We start from the raw sequence: 22148 nt of genomic DNA on the forward strand, positions 1-22148 counted from the left end.
GCCCCGGACTCAAGGAGCCCGTTCACCGATGCCAGACATCACCCCGAGGACCTCGGACGAGGATCTCGCCAAGCGGCTGGCCCACCCCGGCCACCCGCGCAGTAACAGCTACGACCCCCGCTGGGTCGTCGAGAACCAGATGGGCCCCAACGCCCTCTGGCTGCTGGAGTGGCTGGCCCCCGCCCTCGGCCTGGACGCCCTGCGCCCGGGCGCCCGTGTCCTGGACCTGGGCTGCGGCCGGGCGATGACCTCCGTCTTCCTGGCCAGGGAGTACGACGCCCAGGTCACCGCCGCCGACCTGTGGATCGAGCCCGACGACAACGCCCGGCGCGTCGCGGAGGCCGGCTTCGCCGACCGGGTGCTGCCGGTGCGCGTCGAGGCGCACGACCTGCCGTTCGCCGAGGGCGGCTTCGACACGATCGTGAGCGTCGACGCGTATCAGTACTTCGGCACCGACGATCTCTATCTGCCCACGCTCACCCGGCTGTTGAAGCCGGGCGGCCGGATCGGCGTCGTCGTGCCCGCGCTGCGCGAGGAGCCGGACGGCCTCGAACCGCCGGAGCACCTCGCGCCGTGGTGGGAGCCCGACTACTGGTGCTTCCACTCCGCGAACTGGTGGCGCCGCCATTGGACCCGCAGCGGGGCCGTCGAGGTCGAGGCCGCCGACTGGCTGGAGGACGGCTGGCGCGACTGGCTGCTGTGGTGCGAGGTGATCGCCGAGGAGAGCCCGGAGGAGTTCCACCGCACGATGGCCCGCCGGGTAGGCGAGATGGTGCGGCGGGACGAGGGCCGCGCGCTGGGCTTCGTACGGCTGGTGGGCCGCCGCGTCGGATGACGCGCCGAGGGGGACGCATCACGGTCGATGCGTCCCCCTCGGGGTGTACGGCTAGCGGGTCAGCCCTCGCTGACGCCCAGCTTCTCAAGGATCAGCTCCTTGACGCGGGCCGCGTCGGCCTGACCCCGGGTCGCCTTCATGACCGCGCCGACCAGGGCGCCGGCCGCGGCGACCTTGCCGGAGCGGATCTTGTCGGCGATGCCCGGGTTGCCGGCGATGGCCTCGTCGACGGCGGCACCCAGGGCGCCCTCGTCGGAGACGACCTTCAGACCGCGCTTGTCGACGACCTCGTCCGGGGCACCCTCGCCCGCGAGGACGCCCTCGATGACCTGACGGGCCAGCTTGTCGTTCAGGTCGCCCTTCGAGACCAGCTCGGAGACACGGGCGACCTCGACCGGCGTGATGGCCAGCTCGTCCAGCGACCTGCCCGACTCGTTGGCGCTGCGCGCCAGTTCACCCATCCACCACTTGCGGGCGGAGGCGGCGTCGGCACCGGCGTCGATCGTGGCGACGATCGGGTCCAGGGCACCGGCGTTGAGGATCGCCTGCATGTCGAGGGCGGTGATGCCCCACTCGGCGAGGAGCCGGGTACGACGGGCCAGCGGCATCTCGGGCAGGGCTGCCCTGATCTCCTCGACCCACTCGCGCGAGGGGGCCACCGGAACGAGGTCCGGCTCGGGGAAGTACCGGTAGTCCTCGGCCTCCTCCTTCACGCGGCCCGAGGTCGTCGACCCGGTGTCCTCGTGGAAGTGGCGGGTCTCCTGGATGATCGTGCCGCCGGACGACAGCACGGCCGCGTGCCGCTGGATCTCGAAGCGGGCCGCGCGCTCCACGGACCGCAGCGAGTTGACGTTCTTCGTCTCCGAGCGGGTGCCGAACTTCTCGGTGCCGTTCGGGCGCAGCGACAGGTTCACGTCGCAGCGCATCTGGCCCATCTCCATACGGGCCTCGGAGACACCGAGCGCCCGGATGAGCTCGCGCAGCTCACGGACGTACGCCTTCGCCACCTCGGGGGCACGCTCGCCCGCGCCCTCGATCGGCTTGGTGACGATCTCGATGAGCGGGATACCGGCGCGGTTGTAGTCCAGCAGCGAGTGCGAGGCGCCGTGGATACGGCCCGTCGCGCCGCCGACGTGCGTCGACTTGCCGGTGTCCTCCTCCATGTGGGCGCGCTCGATCTCCACGCGGAAGGTCTCGCCGTCCTCCAGCTGCACGTCGAGGAAGCCGTTGAAGGCGATCGGCTCGTCGTACTGGGAGGTCTGGAAGTTCTTCGGCATGTCCGGATAGAAGTAGTTCTTCCGGGCGAAGCGGCACCACTCGGCGATCTCGCAGTTCAGCGCGAGACCGATCTTGATCGCGGACTCGACGCCGGTCGCGTTGACGACCGGGAGCGCGCCGGGCAGGCCGAGGCAGGTCGGGCAGGTCTGCGTGTTGGCGTCCTGACCGAGGGCGGTCGAACAGCCGCAGAACATCTTGGTCTTGGTGCCGAGTTCGACATGGACCTCGAGGCCCATGACGGGGTCGTACGACGCGAGAGCGTCCTCGTACGACACCAGGTCGGTCGTGGTGGTCACGGTGAAACTTCCCTCTCAGCCGAGCAGGACGTCGTCGTCGCCCAGCCGCTTCAGCTCGCGGTAGAGGATGGCGAGGCCGGTGGCGATGGCGGCGGCGGACACGGCGGCGTCGATCAGGCGCAGCGTGTCGCTCTCCGTGCGGGCCTTCTTGGCCTGCTTGGCGACGCTGACCGCACCGAACGCGGTGGTGGCCATGGACAGGTACAGACCGGACTTGGACTTCTTGAAGTCCTTGGCCTTCGACAGCTTGCTCACAGCGACGGTGCCTCCTCCAGGAGCGGGTGCCCCCACTTTTCCACGAAGGCCGCCTCGACGGCCGCCCCGACCTTGTAAAGACGGTCGTCCTTCAACGCCGGGGCGATGATCTGGAGACCGACGGGGAGGTTGTCCTCCGGGGCGAGACCGCACGGCAGCGACATGGCCGCGTTGCCCGCGAGGTTGGTCGGGATGGTGCACAGGTCCGCGAGGTACATCGCCATCGGGTCGTCGGCACGCTCGCCGATCGCGAAGGCGGTGGTCGGGGTCGTCGGGGAGACGATCACGTCGACCTGCTCGAAGGCCTTCTCGAAGTCGCGCGTGATGAGCGTGCGGACCTTCTGGGCGCTGCCGTAGTACGCGTCGTAGTAACCGCTCGACAGGGCGTACGTGCCGAGCATGATGCGGCGCTTGACCTCGGGGCCGAAGCCCGCCTCACGGGTGAGGGAGGTGACCTCCTCGGCGGAGTGCGTGCCGTCGTCGCCGGTCCGCAGGCCGTAGCGCAGGCCGTCGAAGCGGGCGAGGTTGGAGGAGCACTCGGACGGGGCGATCAGGTAGTACGCCGACAGGGCGAGGTCGAAGGACGGGCAGTCCAGCTCGACGATCTCGGCGCCCAGCTCCTTCAGCACCTCGACGGACTCGTCGAAGCGCTGGATGACGCCGGCCTGGTAGCCCTCGCCGCGGAACTGCTTGACCACGCCGACGCGCATGCCCTGCACGCTGCCGTTGCGGGCGGCCTCGACGACCGGCGGGACCGGGGCGTCGATGGAGGTGGAGTCGAGCGGGTCGTGCCCGGCGATGACCTCGTGCAGCAGGGCCGCGTCCAGGACCGTACGGGCGCAGGGGCCGCCCTGGTCGAGGGAGGACGAGAAGGCCACCATGCCGAAGCGGGAGACCGCGCCGTACGTCGGCTTGACGCCCACCGTGCCGGTGACGGAGGCGGGCTGGCGGATGGAGCCGCCGGTGTCGGTGCCGATGGCGAGGGGGGCCTGGAAGGAGGCGAGCGCGGCGGAGGAGCCACCGCCCGAGCCGCCGGGGATCTTGGTGAGGTCCCAGGGGTTGCCGGTCGGCCCGTAGGCGCTGTTCTCCGTCGACGACCCCATGGCGAACTCGTCCATGTTGGTCTTGCCGAGGATGACGACGTCGGCGGCCTTGAGGCGCTTGGTGAGGGTGGCGTCGTACGGCGGGATCCAGCCCTCGAGGATCTTCGAGCCGACGGTCGTCGGAATGCCCTCGGTGGTGAAGATGTCCTTCAGCGCGAGCGGGACGCCGGCCAGCGGGCCGAGCTTCTCGCCCTTGGCGCGCTTGTCGTCCACGGCACGGGCCTGGGCGAGGGCGCCCTCGCGGTCGACGTGCAGGAAGGCGTGCACCTTCTCGTCGACGGCCTCGATCCGGGCGAGGTGGGCCTCGGTGACCTGTACGGCCGTGAGCTCGCCGGAGGCGATCTTCTCGGCGGTCTCGGCGGCCGTGAGCTTGATGATGTCCGTCATGGCGATTAGTCCTCCCCCAGGATCTGCGGCACCTTGAAACGCTGCTGCTCCTGGGCCGGGGCGCCGGAGAGCGCCTGCTCGGGGGTGAGCGACGGACGGACCTCGTCCGCCCGCATGACGTTCGTCAGCGGGAGCGGGTGCGAGGTCGGCGGTACGTCTTGGTCGGCGACCTCACTGACGCGTGCGACCGCGCCGATGATGTCGTCCAGCTGTCCCGCGAAGTGCTCGAGCTCTTCGGGCTTCAGCTCCAGACGCGCCAGCCGGGCGAGGTGGGCGACCTCCTCGCGCGTGATGCCAGGCATGCAGCGATCCTCTGGGGTGAGAGTTTGTGGTTTGGGGCCAATCCTATGGGGCGGGGAGCGATGGCCGTTAAACGGTTTCCCCGCCCCGCCCTCGTGGTCACCCGCGGCGCCCGTCCCAGACCTCGCTCCTCATGAAGTGGTTGTCGTAGCGGTCCTGCACCTCCAGCAGGCTCTCCACGGTGGCCTCGCCCAGCGCGATGCGCTGGAGGTGGCGGAAGTACTCGAAGCGCTCGACGCCCGGCGTGATGACGATGAGCAGGTCGGCGTCGGCGCCCGGTACGGCGGCGAAGGCGTGCGGTTTGCCGGGCGGCACCACGACCAGGTCGCCGGGGCCCGCGGTGACGACGTCGTCGCCGGAGAGGATCTCGGCGGCGCCGTCGAGCAGGAAGAACATCTCGGCGGAGTTGTCGTGCCAGTGCGGTTTGGCGCCGTCCGCGCCGCCGGTGAGCGTGACGCGCTGGGTGGACAGCGCGCCTCCGGTGTGGCTGCTGTCGGCCAGCAGGCGGACGGTGGTGGGCGCCCGGCCGACGAGCTCGGCCTCCGCCGCACGGACGATCACGGACTCGTCGAACTTCGGAACGAACAGCGACATGTCTCGAACCCCCGGTGCGAGATCGGTGTTGGCGTGCTCAGACGAGGAACAACAGGACGGCGCTGCTGAGGACGACGACCGCCGTGGCGAAGTGGATCCCGAAGGCCGTCGCCTTCGCGCCGCCGTTGCGCAGCACTATCAGTGTGTCGAAGAGCGGGACGAGTGCCACGGCGAGCATGAACCAGGCCTCCGCACGGGCGCTGACGAAGAACAGCAGCACCAGTCCCACCACGCCGAAGGTGCCGTCCCGCAGGCCCTTGACGGAGAGATAGGCGCCGGCGTCGCCCTCCGGCCGGGCCGGGACGCCGTAGCCGGTGGCGGCGGAGGCGGGCTGGAGCAGGAACCGGTAGCCGAGGAACAGGCAGAACAGGTTGAGGACGACGGCCAGGGTGTACGCGGTCACGGTCATGACTTGACTCCTCGCTAGCACTGCTAGGGACAAGAGCGAAGCTAGCAGAGCATCGACAGATGCGCTAGCACTGCTAGAATTCCTGGCATGACGATCCAGACGCGCAAGGAGCGCGAACGAGCGGAACGCGAGCGGCTCATCGTCACGGCCGCACGGGAACTCGCGGAGTCGGAGGGCTGGGACGCGGTGACGACCCGCCGCCTCGCGGCGGAGATCGAGTACAGCCAGCCCGTCCTCTACAGCCACTTCAAGGGCAAGGACGCGATCATGGCGGCGGTGGCCGTACAGGGCTGCGCCGACCTCGCGGACGAACTGCTCGCGGCCCGTACGGCGGCGAAGGGCACCCGCGCGGCGCTGACGGCGGTGGGCGAGACGTACACGTCCTTCGGCCGACGCCGACCGGCGCTGTACGACGCCATGTTCACGTACCGGGTGGATCTGCCGTTCGCCACGGACGAGGCCCCGGAGCCGCTGAAGCGGGCCTTCGGGGAGCTCGCGGCGGCGGTGGAGCCGATCGCCGGGGTGGGCGAGGACCTGGGGGTGCTGACGGAGACGTACTGGGCGGGGCTGCACGGTCTGGTGACCCTGATGCGCAGCGGGCGGCTACCCGAGAGGGATCATGAGCAGAGGCTGGCGCTGCTGATCGGACACTTCACGGCGGACGCGAGCCGCTGAACAGATCGGCTGGCGGCTGGCGGCTGGCGGCTGGCGGCTGGCGGCTGGCGGCTGGCGGCTGGACAACGCCCTCAGGGGCGCGGGGAACTGCGCGACCCGCCACGACGGCGCCGCAGCCACCCACCACCCCTCGCGGCACCCGGCACTCAGCACCGAGTACCCGGCACTGGCAGGAGACCTACTCCGCGGCAGGCAGTGCCGCGCGCGGCCGCTGCCAGCCGCGCGACCCGCGCGCAAGCAGCCATGCCGTGGCCTCCTCCGGCGGCATCGCGGCGGCCACCAGCCAGCCCTGTACGGCGTCGCAGCGCAGGTCGCGCAGCCGCTCCCAGGTCTCGTCGTCCTCGACGCCCTCGGCGACCACGAGCAGGCCCAGCGAGTGCGCCAGATCGACGGTGCAGCGCACGATCTCGGCGTCCTCGTTGTCCACCGCGAGCCGGGCCACGAACGACCGGTCGATCTTCAGCTCACTCACCGGCAGCCGTCTGAGGTGGACCAGGGACGAGTAGCCCGTGCCGAAGTCGTCCAGGGACATCTTCACGCCGTGCCCGGTCAGTCCGGCCAGCGTGTCCGCGGCTCGCTGCGGGTCCTCCAACAGGACGTGTTCCGTTATCTCCAGTTGGAGCGATCCCGCAGGGACACCGTGCCGGGCGAGCCGGGCGGCGACGGAGCCGGCGAAGCCGGGAGTGTGGACGTCGCGCGGGGAGACGTTGACCGCCACGGGGACATGCAGTCCCTGGGCCCGCCAGCGGGCGACCTGAGCGAGCGCCGTCTCCAGCACGTACTCCGTCAGATGCGGCATCAGGCCGGACGACTCGGCGATCGCTATGAACTCGTCCGGCGGCACCTTCCCGCGCTCCGGGTGCACCCACCGGACCAGGGCCTCGAGGCCCGCCACCTGGCCGTCGAAGCGGACCTTGGGCTGGTAGTGCAGTTCGACCTCGTGCGCGTCGAGGGCCCGGCGCAGATCGCCCAGCAGCCCGAGCCGGTCGGGGGTGTTCGAGTCGCGCTTGGACTCGTAGACCTCGACGCCGGTGCGGTCCCGCTTCGCCTGGTACATCGCCACGTCCGCGCGCCGCAGCAGCCCCTCGGCGTCGAGGGCGTGGTCCGGGAAGACCGCGACGCCGGCGCTGGCCTCCAGGACCAGGGTGAGGCCGTCGAGGTCGAGCGGCGAGCTCAGGGCGGTGACAAGGCCGCGGGCGACCCGGGTCGCGGACGTCGTGGAGTCGGCGACGGGCAGTAAGACGGCGAACTCGTCACCGCCGAGCCGCGCGGCCTCCGCCCCGCGCGGCAGGGCCAGCCGCAGCCGGTCCGCTATCTGCAACAGCAGCCGGTCACCTGCGAGATGACCGAGCGTGTCATTGACCGATCGGAACCGGTCGAGGTCGATCAGCATCAGGGCGGACCGGGCGCCGATGCGCTCGGCGTCGTCCAGTGCGGTCCAGATGCGTTCCAGCAGCCACTGCCGGTTGGGCAGCCCGGTCAGCGGATCGCGCAACTGCTCCTCCGCCCGGGCCCGGGCTATCCACAGGGTGGAGTCGAGGGCGACGAGCGGAATGGCGAAAAGCGGCAGCAGCAGCGGCTTGGCAATGGCGACGACGCACACCAGCGGTGCGATCCCGAGCAGCGCGACGGCGACCAGGCCCTGCCGGACCAGCGCGGTGCGCTCCACGGTCGGCAGGCCGCCGCGCGGGGCCTGGAGGTACCAGAGCAGGACCCGGGTGACGGCGAGGTAGGCGGCGGCGACGAGCACCACGCCGGGCGCGGTGTAGAGCGTCCAGGTGTCCGGGTTCCAGGGGTTCTCGACGGTGGGCACCCGGCCGAAGGCGGCCAGCACCAGGGCGCCGGCGGCGATGCCGAGGATGTCCACCGCGCCGTGCAGCACGCCCTGGCGCCAGCGGTTGCGGCGTGCCACGCCGACCAGGACGACGACGGTGAGGCTGACCATGCCGGCGGGCACCCAGCCGTAGAGCATCAGCACGGCGAGGGTGAGGGCGGCGCCGGAGCCGGTGCCGCCCCACCAGCGGGCGCGGCCGAGGGCGACCAGATGGCCGACGATGACGCCGGTCAGCACGGCCAGCGCCCAGCCGACCGTGCCCGACGGGAAGAGGGCGTGATGGTCCGTGAACGCCCGGTAGAACCCGGCGCCCAGGACGAACGCGGCCGCCGCGACGACCGCCGCGGGCAGCGCGGGCCAGGACAGGTGGCGTTCGTGGTCGGGGTGCGCCGGCCCGACGGTGGGCTCGACGCCGATCTGTACGGTGGTGCGGGCGTCCGGCACGGTGCGCGCCCCCGCGGCGCCCCCCGCGACTCTTTCCGCCCGCGAACGCTCCGCGGTCCGCGCCGCCCACTCTCGCCATGCGCCGGCCAGCCGGCGCAACCGTGAGTGCGGGGCGGCGCTCTCGGTCGGTTCCATTCCCGTCCCTCTCACAGCCGGCGGTGCCCACGCCACGCGGCCCGATGCCCGAAATCGACCTTCAACGGCACCGCGTTGGAAAGCCCTTCCCCTCACCCTTCAAAGCCCTTCAAGAGCAAGGGGATGCCCCAACCGCAGCTGGGCACGGCAGGCGCACATCTCAACAGTAGGCCGCAGAAGGCTTCCACGGGCAGCGGTCGTCGACGGTTGCCCGAATGCGCCCCAGCCACCCGTATGCATCTGGTATGCACCGATCGGGTGGCCTTCAACCGTTACTCCTCTGCGGGGAGGGCAACTTCGGCCGCCGCTTCCGGCCCCTGTTCCAGCAGGACATTGAAGCCGTCCTCGTTCAGGACAGGCACCTTCAGCTGCATCGCCTTGTCGTACTTGGATCCGGGGTTGTCGCCCACCACCACAAAAGATGTCTTTTTCGAAACGGAACCGGTTACCTTCGCTCCGCGGCTCTGGAGCGCTTCCTTGGCGCCGTCGCGCGTGAAGTGCTCCAGTGTGCCGGTGACGACGACGGTGAGCCCCTCCAGCGGACGCGGCCCCTCGTCCTCACCGGAGCCCTCCTCCTCCATGCGGACGCCGGCCGCCCGCCACTTGCGCAGGATTTCCTGGTGCCACTCCTCGGCGAACCACTCCTTGAGCGAGGCGGCGATGATCGACCCGACGCCGTCGGTGTTCGCCAGCTCCTCCTCGCTCGCCTGCTCGATGCGGTCGATGGAGCGGAACTCGCGGGCCAGCGCCTCGGCGGCGACCGGGCCGACGTGACGGATCGACAGGCCGGTGAGGACGCGGGCCAGCGGGCGCTCCTTGGCGGCGGCGATGAACTCCAGCATCGAAACCGCGTTCTTCTTGAGCTCGCCCTGCTGGTTGGCGAAGACCGTGGCGATCTTCTCCTCGCCGGTCTTCGGGTCGCGCTTGGGCAGGCCGCTGTCCTGGTCGAGGACGTACGCCCTGATGGGCAGCAACTGCTCGGCGCTCAGGTCGAACAGGTCGCCCTCGTCCATCAGCGGCGGCTCGGACGGCTCCAGCGGCTTGGTGAGCGCGGCGGCGGCTACATAGCCGAAGTGCTCGATGTCCAGCGCCTTGCGGCCCGCGAGGTAGAACAGCCGCTCGCGCAACTGGGCCGGGCAGGAGCGGGCGTTCGGGCAGCGCAGGTCGACGTCGCCCTCCTTCATGGGCCTGAGCGCCGTACCGCACTCCGGGCACTCGGACGGCATCACGAACTCGCGCTCGCTGCCGTCGCGCAGGTCGACGACCGGTCCGAGGATCTCCGGGATGACGTCACCGGCCTTGCGCAGCACCACCGTGTCCCCGATGAGAACGCCCTTGGCCTTGACCACGTCCTGGTTGTGCAGGGTGGCGAACTCGACCTCCGAGCCCGCGACCGTGACGGGCTCGACCTGGGCGTACGGCGTGACGCGGCCGGTGCGGCCGACACCCACACGGATGTTGACGAGCTTGGTGTTGACCTCCTCCGGCGCGTACTTGTACGCGATGGCCCAGCGCGGGGCGCGCGAGGTGGAGCCGAGGCGGCCCTGGAGCGGGATCTCGTCGAGCTTGACGACCACGCCGTCGATCTCGTGCTCCACGGAGTGGCGGTTCTCGCCGTAGTACGCGATGAACTCGCGGACGCCGTCGAGGTCGTCGACGACTCTGTTGTGCCGGGAGGTGGGCAGGCCCCAGGACTTGAGCAGGTCGTAGGCCCCGGACAGCCGGGACAGGCCCTCGAAGCCCTCAAGGGCGCCGATGCCGTGGACGACCATGTGCAGCGGAAGGGTCGCGGTGACCTTCGGGTCCTTCTGGCGCAGTGAACCCGAGGCGGAGTTGCGCGGGTTGGCGTACGGCTTCTCGCCGGCCGCGACCCGGCGGGCGTTGAGCGCCTCGAACGCCTCCATCGGGAAGTAGACCTCGCCGCGGATCTCGACGAGCCCCGGGACGTGGTCGCCGGCCAGCCGGTGCGGGATCTCCGCGATCGTCATCACGTTGGGCGTGATGTCCTCGCCGATCCGGCCCGTGCCGCGGGTGGCCGCGCGGGTCAGCCTGCCGTTCTCGTACGTCAGGTTCACCGCGAGGCCGTCGACCTTGAGCTCGCACAGGAAGTGGTACCCGGGGGTGCCGACGTCCTTGTGGACGCGCTCGGCCCAGGCGGCGAGCCCGGCGTCGTCGAAGACGTTGTCGAGGGAGAGCATGCGCTCGCGGTGCTCGACCTCGGCCAGATCTGTCTCGAACTCGACGGACACCTTCTGGGTCGGCGAGTCCGGGGTGCGCAGCTCCGGGTAGTCGTCCTCCAGCGCTTCGAGGATGCGCAGCAGGTCGTCGAACTCCGCGTCGCTGACGACCGGGGCGTCCTTCACGTAGTACCGGAAGCGGTGCTCCTCGATCTGCTCAGCGAGCTTCGCGTGCTGCTCCCGTGCCTCGGTGGGCACCGTCGTCTCCGCTTGCTTGTCGCCGGCCACCGTGTTTCCTCCCGTTACTCTGGGTTGTCCGCGAGGGATCTCGCCGCCCGGACGCAATGGGCGAGAACCTTGCGCGCGTACTCGGGAGAAGCCCCCGCGAGTCCGCACGATGGCGTGATGGTGACCGCCTCCGCGAGAAGCCCCGGTGACAGTCCCAGCCTGCGCCACAGCGTCCTGACACCCATGACGCTACCGGCAGGGTCTGACAATGGGCCGTCCGTGCCCGGGACGACACCGGCGAAGAGCCGGGTACCCGATTCCACCGCCTCACCGATCGCTTCGTCGTCACGCTCGGTGAGGAGGGAGAAGTCGAAGGAGATCGCCGCCACGCCCGCCCGGCGCAACAGGGCGAACGGGACGTCCGGTGCGCACGAGTGGACCACGACGGGGCCGTCGCCGTGAACCCCGACGACGTCGCGGAGCGTGGCCTCCACGAGCTGCCGGTCCACGGCGCGGTATGTCCGGTATCCGCTGGCGGTCCTCACCTGCCCGCGCAGGACGGCGGTGAGGGACGGCTCGTCGAGTTGCAGCACGATCTGGGCGCCGGGGACTCGGCGGTGGACCTCGGCGAGGTGCTGGCGCAGTCCCTCGGCGAGCGAGGCGGCGAGGTCGCGGCAGGCGCCGGGGTCGCCGAGCGCGGACTCGCCGTTCTTCAGCTCCAGCGCGGCGGCCAGGGTCCAGGGCCCCACGGCCTGGACCTTGAGCTGCCCCTGGTAGTCCTGCGTGAACTCCTCCAGCGCGTCGAGGTCCTCCCCCAGCCAGGACCGGGCACGCCTGGTGTCCCGCCCCGGGCGGTCCCCGATCCGCCACCCGCTGGGCTCCACGCGCGCGTACAGCTCGACGAGCATCCCGGCGGTCCGCCCGATCATGTCGGCGCCGGGCCCGCGGGCGGGCTGTTCGGCGAGGAACGGGAAGTCCTCGAAGGACCCGGTGACGGTCTTGGCGGCTTCCCGGGCGTCGCCGCCCGGCATGGAACCGATGCCGGTGGCGGGGGCGAAGGTGGGGTTTGCGTTCACGCCCAGAAGCCTATGTTTTCCGCCCCCGCCGCCCCTACCCGTCCCATCCCTCCGGGGCTCAGCCCCGGAACCCGCTCCTCGAACGCCGGAGGGGCCGCGTCCTTCAGCGCCCCGGCCGCACCGTCAGGTCGTTGACCTCGGCGTCCCTCGGCAGGTCCAGGGCCATCAGGATCGTCGTGGCCACCGACTCGGGGTCGATCCACTTCGCGGCGTCGTACTCCTTGCCCTCCTGCTGGTGGACCTTGGCCTGCATGGGGCTGGCCGTGCGGCCCGGGTAGACCGTGGTGACCCGGACGCCGTTGCCGTGCTCCTCATGGCGGAGCGAGTCGGCGAGTGCCTTCAGGCCGTGCTTCGACGCGGCGTAGGCGGACCAGTCGGCGTGCGCGTTCAGGCCGGCGCCGGAGTTCACGAAGATCACCTGGCCGCGGGTGGTGCGGAGCTGCGGGAGGAAGTGCCGGGTCAGTTCGGCGGGGGCGATGAGATTGACGTTGAGCTGGTGGCGCCAGGTCTTCGGGGTCAGGTCCGCCACCGGGCCGAGGTCGACGACCCCGGCGATGTGCAGCAGGGAGTCCACCCGGTCGGGGAGCGACTGGTGGGAGAAGGCCCAGGACAGCTTGTCCGGGTCGGCCAGGTCGCCGACCAGCGTCCGGGCGCCGGGGAACTCCGCCGCAAGTTCCTTCGCGCGGCCCGCGTCGCGCGCGTGGAGCACGAGTTCGTCCCCGCGCGCGTGCAGGCGGCGGGCGACGGCCGCGCCGATGCCGGATCCGGCTCCGGTGATCACATGTGTAGCCATGCCCGCCATGCTCGCATCAGCGGGGAATCACTCCACGCCCTGGTCCGCGGCGGGAGCCGCTGATGTCACAGCCTCCAGGTAGGCCAGCGCCCCGACCGGCTCCTCGGCGAAGAACACCAGCTCGGTCAGCGGGCGGGGCAGAAAGCCCTCGTCCTCCATGCGCCGGAACTGCTCCTTCAGGCCGTCGTAGAAGCCGGCGGTGTTGAGCAGGACCACCGGCTTGTCCGTGTGGCCGTGCTTCTTCAGCTCCAGGATCTCGGTGGCCTCGTCGAGCGTGCCCGTGCCGCCGACCATGATCACCACGGCGTCGGCCTTCTCCAGCAGCAGCCGCTTGCGCTCGGCGAGGTCCTTGGTGATCACCATCTCGTCCACACCCGGGCGGACCTTGGCGGCCAGGAACTCCACGGAGACCCCGACGAGCCGGCCGCCCGCCTCCTGCACGCCGTCCGCGACGACCTTCATCAGCCCGACGTCGGAACCGCCCCAGACGAGCGTGTGACCGCCCTTGCCCAGCAGTTTCGCGAACTCGCGCGCGGGGCGCGTGTAACGGTCGTCGAGGTCGGCGGCGGAGAGGAAGACGCAGATTCGCATGCAGCCACCGTACGCGGGAAGAACCCGGCGCCCGCGAGCGCTCTTCGGATATGGCTGATGGACACACGATCACGATCGAGCAGGGCACGCGACGCGTGCGGGCGGTGCACGGCGACCAGGTCCTCGCGGAGAGCGACCGCGCGCTCGTCCTGCGCGAGACGGGCTGTCCCGCCCGCTACTACATCCCCGCCGAGGACGTACGGCTGGAGCTGCTGACCCCCTCCGACACCCACACCTACTGCCCCTTCAAGGGAACGGCGTCCTACTGGTCGCTGCCGGGCGCCACGGACCTCGTCTGGTCCTACCCCGACCCGAAGCCGGACGTGGCGGAGATCAAGGACCACCTCTGCTTCTACGAAGTCGAATTGACTGCTCCCCTCCCGTAGCGGCGGGGGATTTCTGGCTCAGGCTGCCTCCTGGAGCAGCGCTCCAGGAGGTCTTGCGCCCTCGGCGCCAACCGGGTTCAGACCAGCCCGGACGAGCATCACGCGGGCGGAGTTCCTGTCCCTGGAGGACATGGCTCCGCACTCGATGCAGGTATAGGTACGTTCCGACAGCGGCAGCGCGTGCTTGGCTCTCGCTCCGCATCGACCGCAATCCATGGTTGTGTACGCGGGGTGCACGAGCCGAACATCGCGCCCGTGCTTGCGGCCCATCTCGATCAGAGCGCGTTTGGTGGCTCCGATCGCGGCATCAGCCGCCTTACGGGCCATGGGGGTCCTGGCCAGGAACTTTGGGCGGAAGTCCTCCACCGCCATGGCATCGTGGTCAGTCACAACCTTCTTTGCCCACTTGCGTCCGGTGTCCTGTCGCTGGCGGGCCACCTTCTTGCACGCCTTGGCGCGCAGCATCTTCGCCTTGCGGTAGCCCTTGGAGGCCGGCTCTCCTTTTGCGGGTCTACGGCGAGCCATCATCCGGTCGTACCGTGACAGTTTCGCCTGGGTCTTCCTGCCGTGCTCAGCATGCGAGAGGTCGTGGGCGTCCGACGTGGTGGTGGCGGTCTCCTTCACACCCCAGTCGACGCCGATCACTGCGCCGGTAGCCGGAAGCGGCTGGACTTCGGTGCGCACGACGAACGAGGCGTACCAGTGACCGATGCTGTCCCGGTACACCCGCACGCTGGACGGCTCAGCGGGCAACTCACGTGACCACACCACTGTCAGGACGATGCCGCCCACGAGGTGCAAGCGTCTGTCCTTGAGTCGAAAGCCACGGCGCGTGTAGTTGAGTGTGGGGTCAGCCTCGCGCTTCCTCTTGTGTTTCGGCATCCCGGCCCGCTGCCGCTGCGGCAAGCGGTCCTTAATGTCCTTGAGTGCCTTCGCGCGAGACTTGCCGAAGTCACGGATGAGCTGCTGCTGCGGCATCGACGCGCCCTCAGCCAGCCACGGTGTGACGGCACGGGCCTCGGTCAGCATCCGGTCAAGCCGGGCCGGGCCGCACTTCTCCCCATCACGGTGGGCCTTCTTCGAGCGGGCGACGCACTCGTTCCAGATCCACCGGCAGCGGTCCCACTCCGCCAGGAGCGCCGTGCAAGCCCACGACGACATGCGAAGCCGGAAGGTGTACCGGGCACACCCACCCCCCTTCGTCACGCGTTCCTCCCTTGCCTGCCCCTCCTGCGCCCCTGCTTCCAGTTGAGACTGTATGTGCGAGATGCGCACAACCGTCCCTTGATCACGACACAGCCACTACAACCAGCGAATCTGGCAACACAGGTTCGATTCCTTGCTCGCTTGTGCGGGCCGCGCCTCAGGAAATCGGACACGCAGGTGAAGGTGAACGATTAGTTTCGCGCCTTACGGCAATCTCCACAGACATGGATAAGAACACCAAGTCGGCCGACGGCACCTCCATCGCGTACGAGACCAGCGGTGACGGCCCGGCGGTGATCCTCGTCAGTGGGGCGATGTCCACCGGGGGCACGGTGGCGCCGCTGGCCGTGCCCCTGTCGAAGCACTTCAGAGTGGCCGTGTACGACCGCCGCGGGCGCGGCGCGAGCGGTGCGGCCTCGCCGTACGCCGTGGAGCGCGAGGTCGAGGATCTCGCCGCGCTCATCGACGCGCTGGGCGGCGAGGCGGCGCTGTACGGCACCTCCTCGGGCGGCGCGCTGGTGCTCCGGGCGGCGGCGAGCGGGCTGCCGGTGCGTCAGGTCGCGGTCTACGAGGTGCCGTTCGCCGTGTACGAGGGCGGTGCGCAGGAGCGCGCGGAGTACACCGAGCGGCTGACGGCGGCGCTGGACGAGGGCCGCCGCGGGGACGCCGTCGAGCTGTTCCTGCGGCTGACCGGGATGGCCGAGCAGATGATCCAGGGCGCCCGCCAGTCCCCCATGTGGGCCGGGATGGAGACGATCGCGCCGAGCCTCGCCCACGACAACGCCGTCATGGGCGACGGTCTGGTGCCCCGGGACCGGCTCGCGTCGATCACCGCGCCGGTGCTGGCCGTCGCGGGCAGCGCGAGCCCCGCGTGGATGCACGAGGCGGCGCGGGCGGTCGCACGGACGGCGCCCGGCGGGTCGTACCGGAGCCTGGAGGGACAGACCCACATGGTGGAGCCGGACGTGCTGGCGCCGGTGCTGACGGAGTTCTTCGCGAAGTGACGCGGCGGCCCGGCCGGCCGAGGTGACCGGGCGCCCCCGCCGGCGTCGGGGCCGTCGCCTCAGACCGCCGTCGGTGTCGCCCGTACCGTGGACGCGATCGTCGCCGAGCCCACCACGCGCGTGTCGTCGTACAGGACGATCGCCTGGCCGGGGGCCACGCCGCGGACGGGCTCGGTGAAGGTGACCTCCAGGGAGCCGTCGATCAGCTCGGCGGTCACCTCGGTCTCGCCGCCGTGGGCGCGCAGCTGGGCGGTGTAGGTACCGGGGCCGGTCGGGGCGGCGCCGCACCAGCGGGGCTTGATGGCGGTGAGGGCGACGACGTCCAGGGAGGCCGCCGGGCCGACCGTCACCGTGTTGTTCACCGGCGAGATGTCGAGGACGTAGCGCGGCTTGCCGTCGGGGGCCGGGGTGCCGATGCGCAGGCCCTTGCGCTGGCCGATGGTGAAGCCGAACGCGCCCTCGTGCGTGCCGAGCTTGGCGCCGGACTCGTCGACGATGTCGCCCTCGGCCTTGCCGAGCCGGTGCGCGAGGAAGCCCTGGGTGTCGCCGTCGGCGATGAAGCAGATGTCGTGCGAGTCGGGCTTCTTCGCGACCGCGAGGCCACGCCGCTCGGCCTCCGCGCGGATCTCGTCCTTCGTGGTCAGCGTGTCGCCGAGCGGGAACATCGCGTGCGCCAGCTGCTTCTCGTCCAGGACGCCGAGGACGTACGACTGGTCCTTGGCCATGTCGGAGGCACGGTGCAGCTCACGGGTGCCGTCGTCGTTCAGCACGACGGTGGCGTAGTGGCCGGTGCAGACGGCGTCGAAGCCGAGGGCCAGCGCCTTGTCGAGGAGTGCCGCGAACTTGATCTTCTCGTTGCAGCGCAGGCACGGGTTCGGGGTGCGGCCGGCCTCGTACTCCGCGATGAAGTCCTCGACGACGTCCTCGCGGAAGCGGTCGGCGAGGTCCCACACGTAGAACGGGATGCCGATGACGTCGGCGGCGCGGCGGGCGTCACGGGAGTCCTCGATGGTGCAACAGCCCCGCGCGCCCGTGCGGAAGGATTGAGGGTTCGCGGAGAGCGCGAGGTGGACGCCGGTCACGTCGTGACCCGCTTCGGCCGCGCGGGCGGCGGCGACGGCGGAGTCGACCCCGCCGGACATGGCGGCGAGGACGCGGAGGGGGCGGGAGGGCTGCGCGGTGTCAGTCATAACCCTTCCAGGGTACGGGGGCGCGGGAACCAGGGCCCACGAGTATCCGTTGACGATCACATGGGACAGCGGAAGGCTCCGAAGGACGGCGACCGGAAGGTCGGGCGTCGTGCGTTGCTCATCGGCGGGACGGCGGCCGCGGTGGGCTCGGCCGTGCTGGCCCGGGACGAGCTGGCGCGCCTGTGGTGGCGGGTGCCTGGCGTGGAGAAGCCGCGCAAGGAGGGCGAGGTCGACTTCGCGGGCGCGCGCTGGGTGGCGGCGTCGGACGCGAACTGGCGGCGGGCGGACCGGCCCGACGACTACGGCATAGACATGGTGGTCATCCATGTCACCCAGGGCAGCTTCGACAGCGCGGTGAAGGTGTTCCAGGACCCGGAGCACGGGGCGGCCGCCCACTACATCGTCCGCAAGGACGGCCACATCACGCAGATGATCCGCGAGCTGGACGTGGCGTACCACGCGGGCAACCGCGACTACAACGAACGCAGTGTCGGCATCGAGCACGAGGGCTTCGTGGAGCGCCCGCAGGACCTCACGGACGAGATGTACGAGGCATCGGCCCGGCTGACGGCCCGGATATGCGCGCGCTACGACATCCCCGTCGACCGCGAGCACATCATCGGGCACGTGGAGGTGCCGGGCACCGACCACACGGACCCCGGAAAGCACTGGGACTGGGACCGGTACATGAAGCTCGTACGGACGGCACGCACGGCGCCCGCATAGCGCTCCCCGTGGTGCCGGCCGGAGCTCCCCGTGGGACCGGCCGGCGCCCTATGTCAGACCGGCGGCCCGCGCCCGTTCCACCGCCGGACCGATCGCCTTGGCGACCGCTTCGACGTCGGCCTCCGTGGAGGTGTGGCCGAGGGAGAAGCGCAGGGTCCCGCGGGCCAGGTCGGGGTCGGTGCCGGTGGCCAGCAGGACGTGGCTGGGCTGGGCGACTCCCGCGGTGCAGGCGGAGCCGGTGGAGCACTCGATGCCCTGGGCGTCCAGCAGCAGGAGCAGGGAGTCGCCCTCGCAGCCCGGGAAGGTGAAGTGGGCGTTGGCGGGGAGCCGGCCGTCGGGTGCCGGGTCGCCGCCGAGGATCGCGTCCGGGACCGCCGTACGGACCGCCTCGACCAGGGAGTCGCGCAGGGCGCCGATCTCCCGGGCGAACCACTCGCGCTGTTCGGCGGCGAGGCGGCCGGCGACCGCGAAGGAGGCGATGGCGGGGACGTCGAGGGTGCCGGAGCGGACGTGGCGCTCCTGGCCGCCGCCGTGCAGGACGGGTACGGGGGTCTGGTCGCGGCCGAGGAGCAGGGCGCCGATGCCGTACGGGCCGCCGATCTTGTGGCCGGAGACGGTCATGGCGGCGAGGCCGGACGCGGCGAAGTCGACGGGTACCTGGCCGAAGGCCTGGACGGCGTCGGCGTGCAGGGGGACGTCGAACTCGGCTGCCACGTCGGCCAGTTCGCGGATCGGCATGACGGTGCCGATCTCGTTGTTGGCCCACATCACGGTGGCCAGGGCGACGTCGTGGGGGTCGCGGGCGATCGCTTCGCGCAGGGCGTCGGGGTGGACGCGGCCGTGGGAGTCGACCGGGAGGTACTCGATCGTGGCGCCCTCGTGCTCGCCGAGCCAGTGGACGGCGTCGAGGACGGCGTGGTGTTCGACGGGGCTGGCCAGGACGCGGGTGCGGGTCCTCGCCGGGTCGGCGTCGCGGCGGGACCAGTACAGGCCCTTGACCGCGAGGTTGTCGGCCTCGGTGCCGCCGGAGGTCAGCACGACCTCGCTGGGGCGGGCGCCGAGCGATTCCGCGAGGGTCTCGCGGGCCTCCTCGACGGTGCGCCTCGCGCGGCGGCCGGATGCGTGGAGGGAGGAGGCGTTGCCCGTGACGCTCAGCTGGGCGGTCAGCGCCTCTGCCGCCTCCGGGAGCATGGGGGTCGTCGCGGCGTGGTCGAGGTAAGCCATGGTGGCCACGATTCTAAAGGGCGCCGGTAAGGGGCCTTGTGTCAAGGTCGGCCGGTTGCGGCCGGGGGTGCCCCTACAGGTTCCCCACCGGAGTCGGTGCCCTCGTCGCCCGTGCGACGACCGCCCCTAGAAGCTCCAGGACAGCGTGCTGTCCATCTGGATGAACGCCAGCAGGACCAGCAGGTCGGCGACGCCCAGCCCCATGCCCAGGTACGCCCGGCCCTTGCGGCCGGTGCCACGCCACAGGGACGCGGCGGCCAGGACGATGGCGGTCGGGCCGAGGAACACGTTGAAGACCAGCAGGCCGAGCAGGCCGAGGATGAAGGACGCCACGGCCATGCCGTCGGCGTCGCGGGTGCGGCTGCGCGCGCCGGGGCGGGCGGTGGCCGGTGCGGTGAGATGCATGGGGTGTCAGCTCCTGATGTGTCGGTTCGGTCCGGGTCGGCGAAGTCGATCGGTGAAGTCAGTTGCGGCGGGCGTGCCGCTCACGGGCGGCGAAGACGGCCAGCCAGACGGCGATCACACCGGCGGCGACGACCGTGAAGGCGAGCGGTGCGTGGGCGACGGCGCCCAGCACCACGCCCAGCAGCAGGAGCGCGGCGACAAGGAACAGCATGGGTCGGATCCCCCTCCGAGATCTCTTGTGGCGATCTCTCTCGTTACATTTCGGTGAACAGTTGTAGTAACAGTTGTTCACTGACCCCAAGTCTAGCGCGCCGCACGGCTTTTCAATTCCAGAGAACAGTTGTTAACTGCATGGTATGAGTCACACCCTCGGCCTTCGGCAGGCCCAGAAACAGAAGACCCGCCAGGCGCTGCTGGACGCGGCGCTGGCACTGCTGGAGGAGCAGAGCCTGAGCAGCCTGGGCCTGCGCGAGGTCACCCGCGCCGTCGGCGTCGCCCCGACCGCCTTCTACCGGCACTTCCGTTCCACGGCCGACCTCGGCGTCGCCCTCGTCGAGGAGGCGCTGGGCAGTCTGCACCCGATGATCCGCACGATCGTCTCCTCGGTCGGCGACAGCGACCGACGCATAGAACGGGCCGTCGAGTTGATCGCCGGCCATGTCGAGACGCATCCGGCGCATGTGCGCTTCATCGCCCGCGAGCGGCACGGCGGGGTGCAGTCCGTACGGGAGGCGATCCAGGACCAACTGGCCCGGTTCGCGGGCGAGGTGAAGGAGGCCCTCGCCAAGGACCCGCTCTCCGAGGGCTGGAACGACGAGGACCTCCTCATGCTCGCCCACCTCTACGTCGACCAGATGCTGATCACGGCCTCGCTGTTCCTGGACGTGCTGGAGGCCCCGGAGGACGAGCGGCACGGCGTCGCCCAGGCCGCGACCCGCAGGATGCGGCTGATCAGCATCGGCCGGGAGCACTGGCTGGACTGAGCGCCGGCAGCACGAACAGGGCGGCACCCCCGGTCACCGGGAGTACCGCCCTCATTCGTGCCGTACCGCGTCGCGCGTCAGCCCTCGGTCGCGGAGGCCGCCGCGCTCGGCGCACCGCTCGGGGCACCGCTGGGCGCGGCCCCGCCACCCTGGCCACCACCGGGACCACCGCCGCAGCCACCGCCCGGCCCGCCACCGGGACCACCCTGCCCCCCGCCCGGAGCACCAGTCGGTGCGCCGCTCGGAGCACCACTGGGAGCACCGCTCGGCGCCCCCGACGGCACACCGGAGGCACCGGCCGCACCGGCCGAGGGCGCACCCGACGGCGCCCCGCTCGGCATGCCCGAGGGCGTGCCCGACGGCTGTTGGCACGACTGCTGCTGCCCGGAGCCGCCGTTGTTCGACGTCGACGACGAGTCGCCGGACCCGCAGGCCACGAGGGCCAGGGGCGAGAGCGCCAGCAGGGCGACGGCGGGGAGGAGACGCGCACGCTTCATGAGAGACCGCTCCATGGAAGATGAGAAAAGTCCTGGAGCGGGAACTCAACCAACCCCGGTTAGGGCCCACTTGAGGATCCGCTGTCGGCGGCCTGTGCGCCCGGCGGGCGGCCGCGATCGCGCGGGTCGCTTCAGCGCGCGAGCCGCACCCGGGCCAGCTGCCTCGACTGGGCCACCAGCCGGCCGGCGCTGTCCCAGACCTCGGCGTCCTCCTCCAGGAAGCCGCCCGCGAGGTTGCGGGTGGTGATCGACACCCGCAGCGGGCCGGGAGCCGGGCGGCAGCGTATGTGGGCGGTCAGCTCGACCGTGGGGACCCAGCCGGAGATGCCGATCTCGAAGGCGGTCGGCGGCAGCGCGTCCACCGCGAGGAGCAGCGAGAAGGGGTCGGCGTCCCGGCCGTCGGCCAGGCCGAACCAGGCGCGCATCTCACCCCGGCCGGAGGGCTGCCCGAGCGCCCAGCCAAGGGTGGCCGGGTCGAGCTTGAGCATCAGACGGTCGGCGATGGCCGAGCTGCCGTCGACGGGGGCGGGGCCGTCCTCGGGGCCGAAGCAGTGCTCCATCGGCGGGATCACGGGCGGCTCGGCCGTCGTACGGACGTCGTCGGGGAGGGAGTCCAGGTCGCCGTAGGAGGCGAGGACGCGGATCCGCTCGATCTCGCGGCCCTGCTCGTCGAACTGGAAGAGCGAGGCCTGGCCGGTCGACAGGGTCCGGCCCGTGCGCACCACGTCGGTGCGGACGACCGCCGGGCCCGGCTGGGAGGCGGTGAGGTAGTGCGCGGAGATCGTGAACGGGTCGGCGTGCGGCAGGGCGTCCGCGAGGGCGCGGCCGAGGACTGCCAGCAGATAGCCGCCGTTGACGGCGCTGATGATGGTCCAGCCGGCGGAGAGGTCGATGTCGTAGACGCCGGGTTCGCGGCGGGTGAGCGCGGTGTCGCGGTCGAACTCGCTGTCGCCGATCGTGGCCCGTCGGGCCGTCGTGGCGGAGGCTGCTTCTGGCATGGATGAACGGTACAACAGCTAACTACTAAGCGGTAGCTTTGGAATCTGGTGAGATCCGGGCAACTTTTCGGCAAGTGTCCGGCTCGCCCGAAACCCGAGGCCCGATCTCCCCCTCTATC

The 22148-nt window shown here is 71.0% G+C and carries 24 protein-coding genes; 6 read left to right on the top strand and 18 right to left on the bottom strand.

Annotated elements, in window-relative coordinates; genetic code table 11:
• Window positions 1-28: 28 nt before the first annotated feature.
• A complete protein-coding gene (locus CP983_RS13160; RefSeq protein WP_125524351.1) occupies window positions 29-835 on the top strand; it encodes an SAM-dependent methyltransferase in 807 nt (268 codons plus the stop codon).
• A 59-nt stretch (window positions 836-894) separates the two neighbouring features.
• Here the strand turns inward: CP983_RS13160 and gatB are convergent, their stop codons facing one another.
• The 6 genes from gatB to CP983_RS13190 all read right to left on the bottom strand — a co-directional run bounded on the left by gatB (window position 895) and on the right by CP983_RS13190 (window position 5457).
• The gene (gene gatB / locus CP983_RS13165) at window positions 895-2409 is read right to left on the bottom strand and encodes an Asp-tRNA(Asn)/Glu-tRNA(Gln) amidotransferase subunit GatB (RefSeq protein WP_150499702.1); all 1515 of its coding nucleotides are present in this window, start codon (window positions 2407-2409) and stop codon (window positions 895-897) included.
• 15 nt (window positions 2410-2424) lie between these two features.
• Window positions 2425-2664, bottom strand: a complete 240-nt coding sequence (locus CP983_RS13170) for a hypothetical protein (RefSeq protein ID WP_030950278.1) — start codon at window positions 2662-2664, stop codon at window positions 2425-2427.
• The gene (gatA, locus tag CP983_RS13175) at window positions 2661-4154 is read right to left on the bottom strand and encodes an Asp-tRNA(Asn)/Glu-tRNA(Gln) amidotransferase subunit GatA (protein WP_125524350.1); all 1494 of its coding nucleotides are present in this window, start codon (window positions 4152-4154) and stop codon (window positions 2661-2663) included. The genes CP983_RS13170 and gatA overlap by 4 nt, the downstream gene beginning before the upstream one ends.
• 5 nt (window positions 4155-4159) lie before the next feature.
• Window positions 4160-4456 carry an Asp-tRNA(Asn)/Glu-tRNA(Gln) amidotransferase subunit GatC gene (gatC, locus tag CP983_RS13180; protein WP_007384860.1) on the bottom strand — a complete coding sequence of 99 codons (297 nt, stop codon included), beginning with the start codon at window positions 4454-4456 and terminating at the stop codon, window positions 4160-4162.
• 97 nt (window positions 4457-4553) lie between these two features.
• Complete coding sequence (locus CP983_RS13185; protein WP_150499703.1) at window positions 4554-5048, bottom strand: cupin domain-containing protein; 495 nt, start codon at window positions 5046-5048, stop codon at window positions 4554-4556.
• Window positions 5049-5085: 37 nt separating this feature from the next.
• Window positions 5086-5457: a DUF4267 domain-containing protein gene (locus CP983_RS13190; RefSeq protein ID WP_150499704.1), complete on the bottom strand. Its 372-nt coding sequence runs from the start codon at window positions 5455-5457 to the stop codon at window positions 5086-5088.
• 87 nt (window positions 5458-5544) lie between these two features.
• Here CP983_RS13190 and CP983_RS13195 point away from each other — a divergent pair, with 87 nt between their 5' ends.
• Window positions 5545-6132 (top strand): TetR/AcrR family transcriptional regulator, encoded by a 588-nt coding sequence (locus tag CP983_RS13195; RefSeq protein ID WP_150499705.1) that lies wholly within the window; start codon window positions 5545-5547, stop codon window positions 6130-6132.
• 178 nt (window positions 6133-6310) lie between these two features.
• On the opposite strand, the gene CP983_RS13200 is transcribed toward CP983_RS13195, so the two are convergent.
• The 5 genes from CP983_RS13200 to CP983_RS13220 all read right to left on the bottom strand — a co-directional run bounded on the left by CP983_RS13200 (window position 6311) and on the right by CP983_RS13220 (window position 13410).
• Window positions 6311-8545 (bottom strand): putative bifunctional diguanylate cyclase/phosphodiesterase, encoded by a 2235-nt coding sequence (locus tag CP983_RS13200; protein WP_150499706.1) that lies wholly within the window; start codon window positions 8543-8545, stop codon window positions 6311-6313.
• A 272-nt stretch (window positions 8546-8817) separates the two neighbouring features.
• Window positions 8818-11010 carry an NAD-dependent DNA ligase LigA gene (gene ligA, locus CP983_RS13205; RefSeq protein ID WP_150499707.1) on the bottom strand — a complete coding sequence of 731 codons (2193 nt, stop codon included), beginning with the start codon at window positions 11008-11010 and terminating at the stop codon, window positions 8818-8820.
• A 14-nt stretch (window positions 11011-11024) separates the two neighbouring features.
• Entirely contained in the window at window positions 11025-12026 is a 1002-nt protein-coding gene (locus tag CP983_RS13210) for a methionine synthase (protein WP_150499708.1), read from the bottom strand.
• Between the two features lie 103 nt (window positions 12027-12129).
• Window positions 12130-12828: an SDR family oxidoreductase gene (locus tag CP983_RS13215; RefSeq protein WP_150499709.1), complete on the bottom strand. Its 699-nt coding sequence runs from the start codon at window positions 12826-12828 to the stop codon at window positions 12130-12132.
• An 18-nt stretch (window positions 12829-12846) separates the two neighbouring features.
• Window positions 12847-13410, bottom strand: coding sequence for an LOG family protein (locus tag CP983_RS13220; RefSeq protein WP_107902558.1), 564 nt, complete (start codon window positions 13408-13410; stop codon window positions 12847-12849).
• A 50-nt stretch (window positions 13411-13460) separates the two neighbouring features.
• Between CP983_RS13220 and CP983_RS13225 the strand changes: the two genes are divergently transcribed.
• Window positions 13461-13796 carry a DUF427 domain-containing protein gene (locus CP983_RS13225; RefSeq protein ID WP_107902560.1) on the top strand — a complete coding sequence of 112 codons (336 nt, stop codon included), beginning with the start codon at window positions 13461-13463 and terminating at the stop codon, window positions 13794-13796.
• A gap of 18 nt (window positions 13797-13814) precedes the next feature.
• Here the strand turns inward: CP983_RS13225 and CP983_RS13230 are convergent, their stop codons facing one another.
• A complete protein-coding gene (locus CP983_RS13230) occupies window positions 13815-14957 on the bottom strand; it encodes an RNA-guided endonuclease InsQ/TnpB family protein (protein WP_150506574.1) in 1143 nt (380 codons plus the stop codon).
• A 269-nt stretch (window positions 14958-15226) separates the two neighbouring features.
• Between CP983_RS13230 and CP983_RS13235 the strand changes: the two genes are divergently transcribed.
• Window positions 15227-16006: an alpha/beta fold hydrolase gene (locus tag CP983_RS13235; RefSeq protein ID WP_150499710.1), complete on the top strand. Its 780-nt coding sequence runs from the start codon at window positions 15227-15229 to the stop codon at window positions 16004-16006.
• Window positions 16007-16065: 59 nt separating this feature from the next.
• On the opposite strand, the gene mnmA is transcribed toward CP983_RS13235, so the two are convergent.
• Window positions 16066-17196, bottom strand: coding sequence for a tRNA 2-thiouridine(34) synthase MnmA (gene mnmA, locus CP983_RS13240; RefSeq protein ID WP_150499711.1), 1131 nt, complete (start codon window positions 17194-17196; stop codon window positions 16066-16068).
• A 60-nt stretch (window positions 17197-17256) separates the two neighbouring features.
• Here mnmA and CP983_RS13245 point away from each other — a divergent pair, with 60 nt between their 5' ends.
• A complete protein-coding gene (locus tag CP983_RS13245) occupies window positions 17257-17922 on the top strand; it encodes an N-acetylmuramoyl-L-alanine amidase (protein ID WP_107902566.1) in 666 nt (221 codons plus the stop codon).
• Window positions 17923-17970: 48 nt separating this feature from the next.
• On the opposite strand, the gene CP983_RS13250 is transcribed toward CP983_RS13245, so the two are convergent.
• From CP983_RS13250 to CP983_RS13260, 3 genes are all read right to left on the bottom strand, one after another.
• A complete protein-coding gene (locus tag CP983_RS13250; RefSeq protein ID WP_107905165.1) occupies window positions 17971-19146 on the bottom strand; it encodes a cysteine desulfurase family protein in 1176 nt (391 codons plus the stop codon).
• Between the two features lie 126 nt (window positions 19147-19272).
• Window positions 19273-19551, bottom strand: coding sequence for a DUF4190 domain-containing protein (locus tag CP983_RS13255; RefSeq protein WP_107902568.1), 279 nt, complete (start codon window positions 19549-19551; stop codon window positions 19273-19275).
• 58 nt (window positions 19552-19609) lie between these two features.
• On the bottom strand, window positions 19610-19843 hold the full coding sequence (locus CP983_RS13260) for a DUF3099 domain-containing protein (protein ID WP_150499712.1): 234 nt from the start codon (window positions 19841-19843) through the stop codon (window positions 19610-19612).
• A gap of 64 nt (window positions 19844-19907) precedes the next feature.
• Here CP983_RS13260 and CP983_RS13265 point away from each other — a divergent pair, with 64 nt between their 5' ends.
• Window positions 19908-20534, top strand: a complete 627-nt coding sequence (locus tag CP983_RS13265; protein ID WP_107902571.1) for a TetR family transcriptional regulator — start codon at window positions 19908-19910, stop codon at window positions 20532-20534.
• A 77-nt stretch (window positions 20535-20611) separates the two neighbouring features.
• On the opposite strand, the gene CP983_RS43950 is transcribed toward CP983_RS13265, so the two are convergent.
• A complete protein-coding gene (locus tag CP983_RS43950; RefSeq protein ID WP_229915071.1) occupies window positions 20612-21031 on the bottom strand; it encodes a hypothetical protein in 420 nt (139 codons plus the stop codon).
• Between the two features lie 131 nt (window positions 21032-21162).
• Window positions 21163-22029 carry a thioesterase family protein gene (locus CP983_RS13275; protein ID WP_150499713.1) on the bottom strand — a complete coding sequence of 289 codons (867 nt, stop codon included), beginning with the start codon at window positions 22027-22029 and terminating at the stop codon, window positions 21163-21165.
• Window positions 22030-22148 lie beyond the last annotated feature (119 nt).

The organism is Streptomyces chartreusis (assembly GCF_008704715.1).
In the GTDB taxonomy this organism is placed as follows: domain Bacteria; phylum Actinomycetota; class Actinomycetes; order Streptomycetales; family Streptomycetaceae; genus Streptomyces; species Streptomyces chartreusis.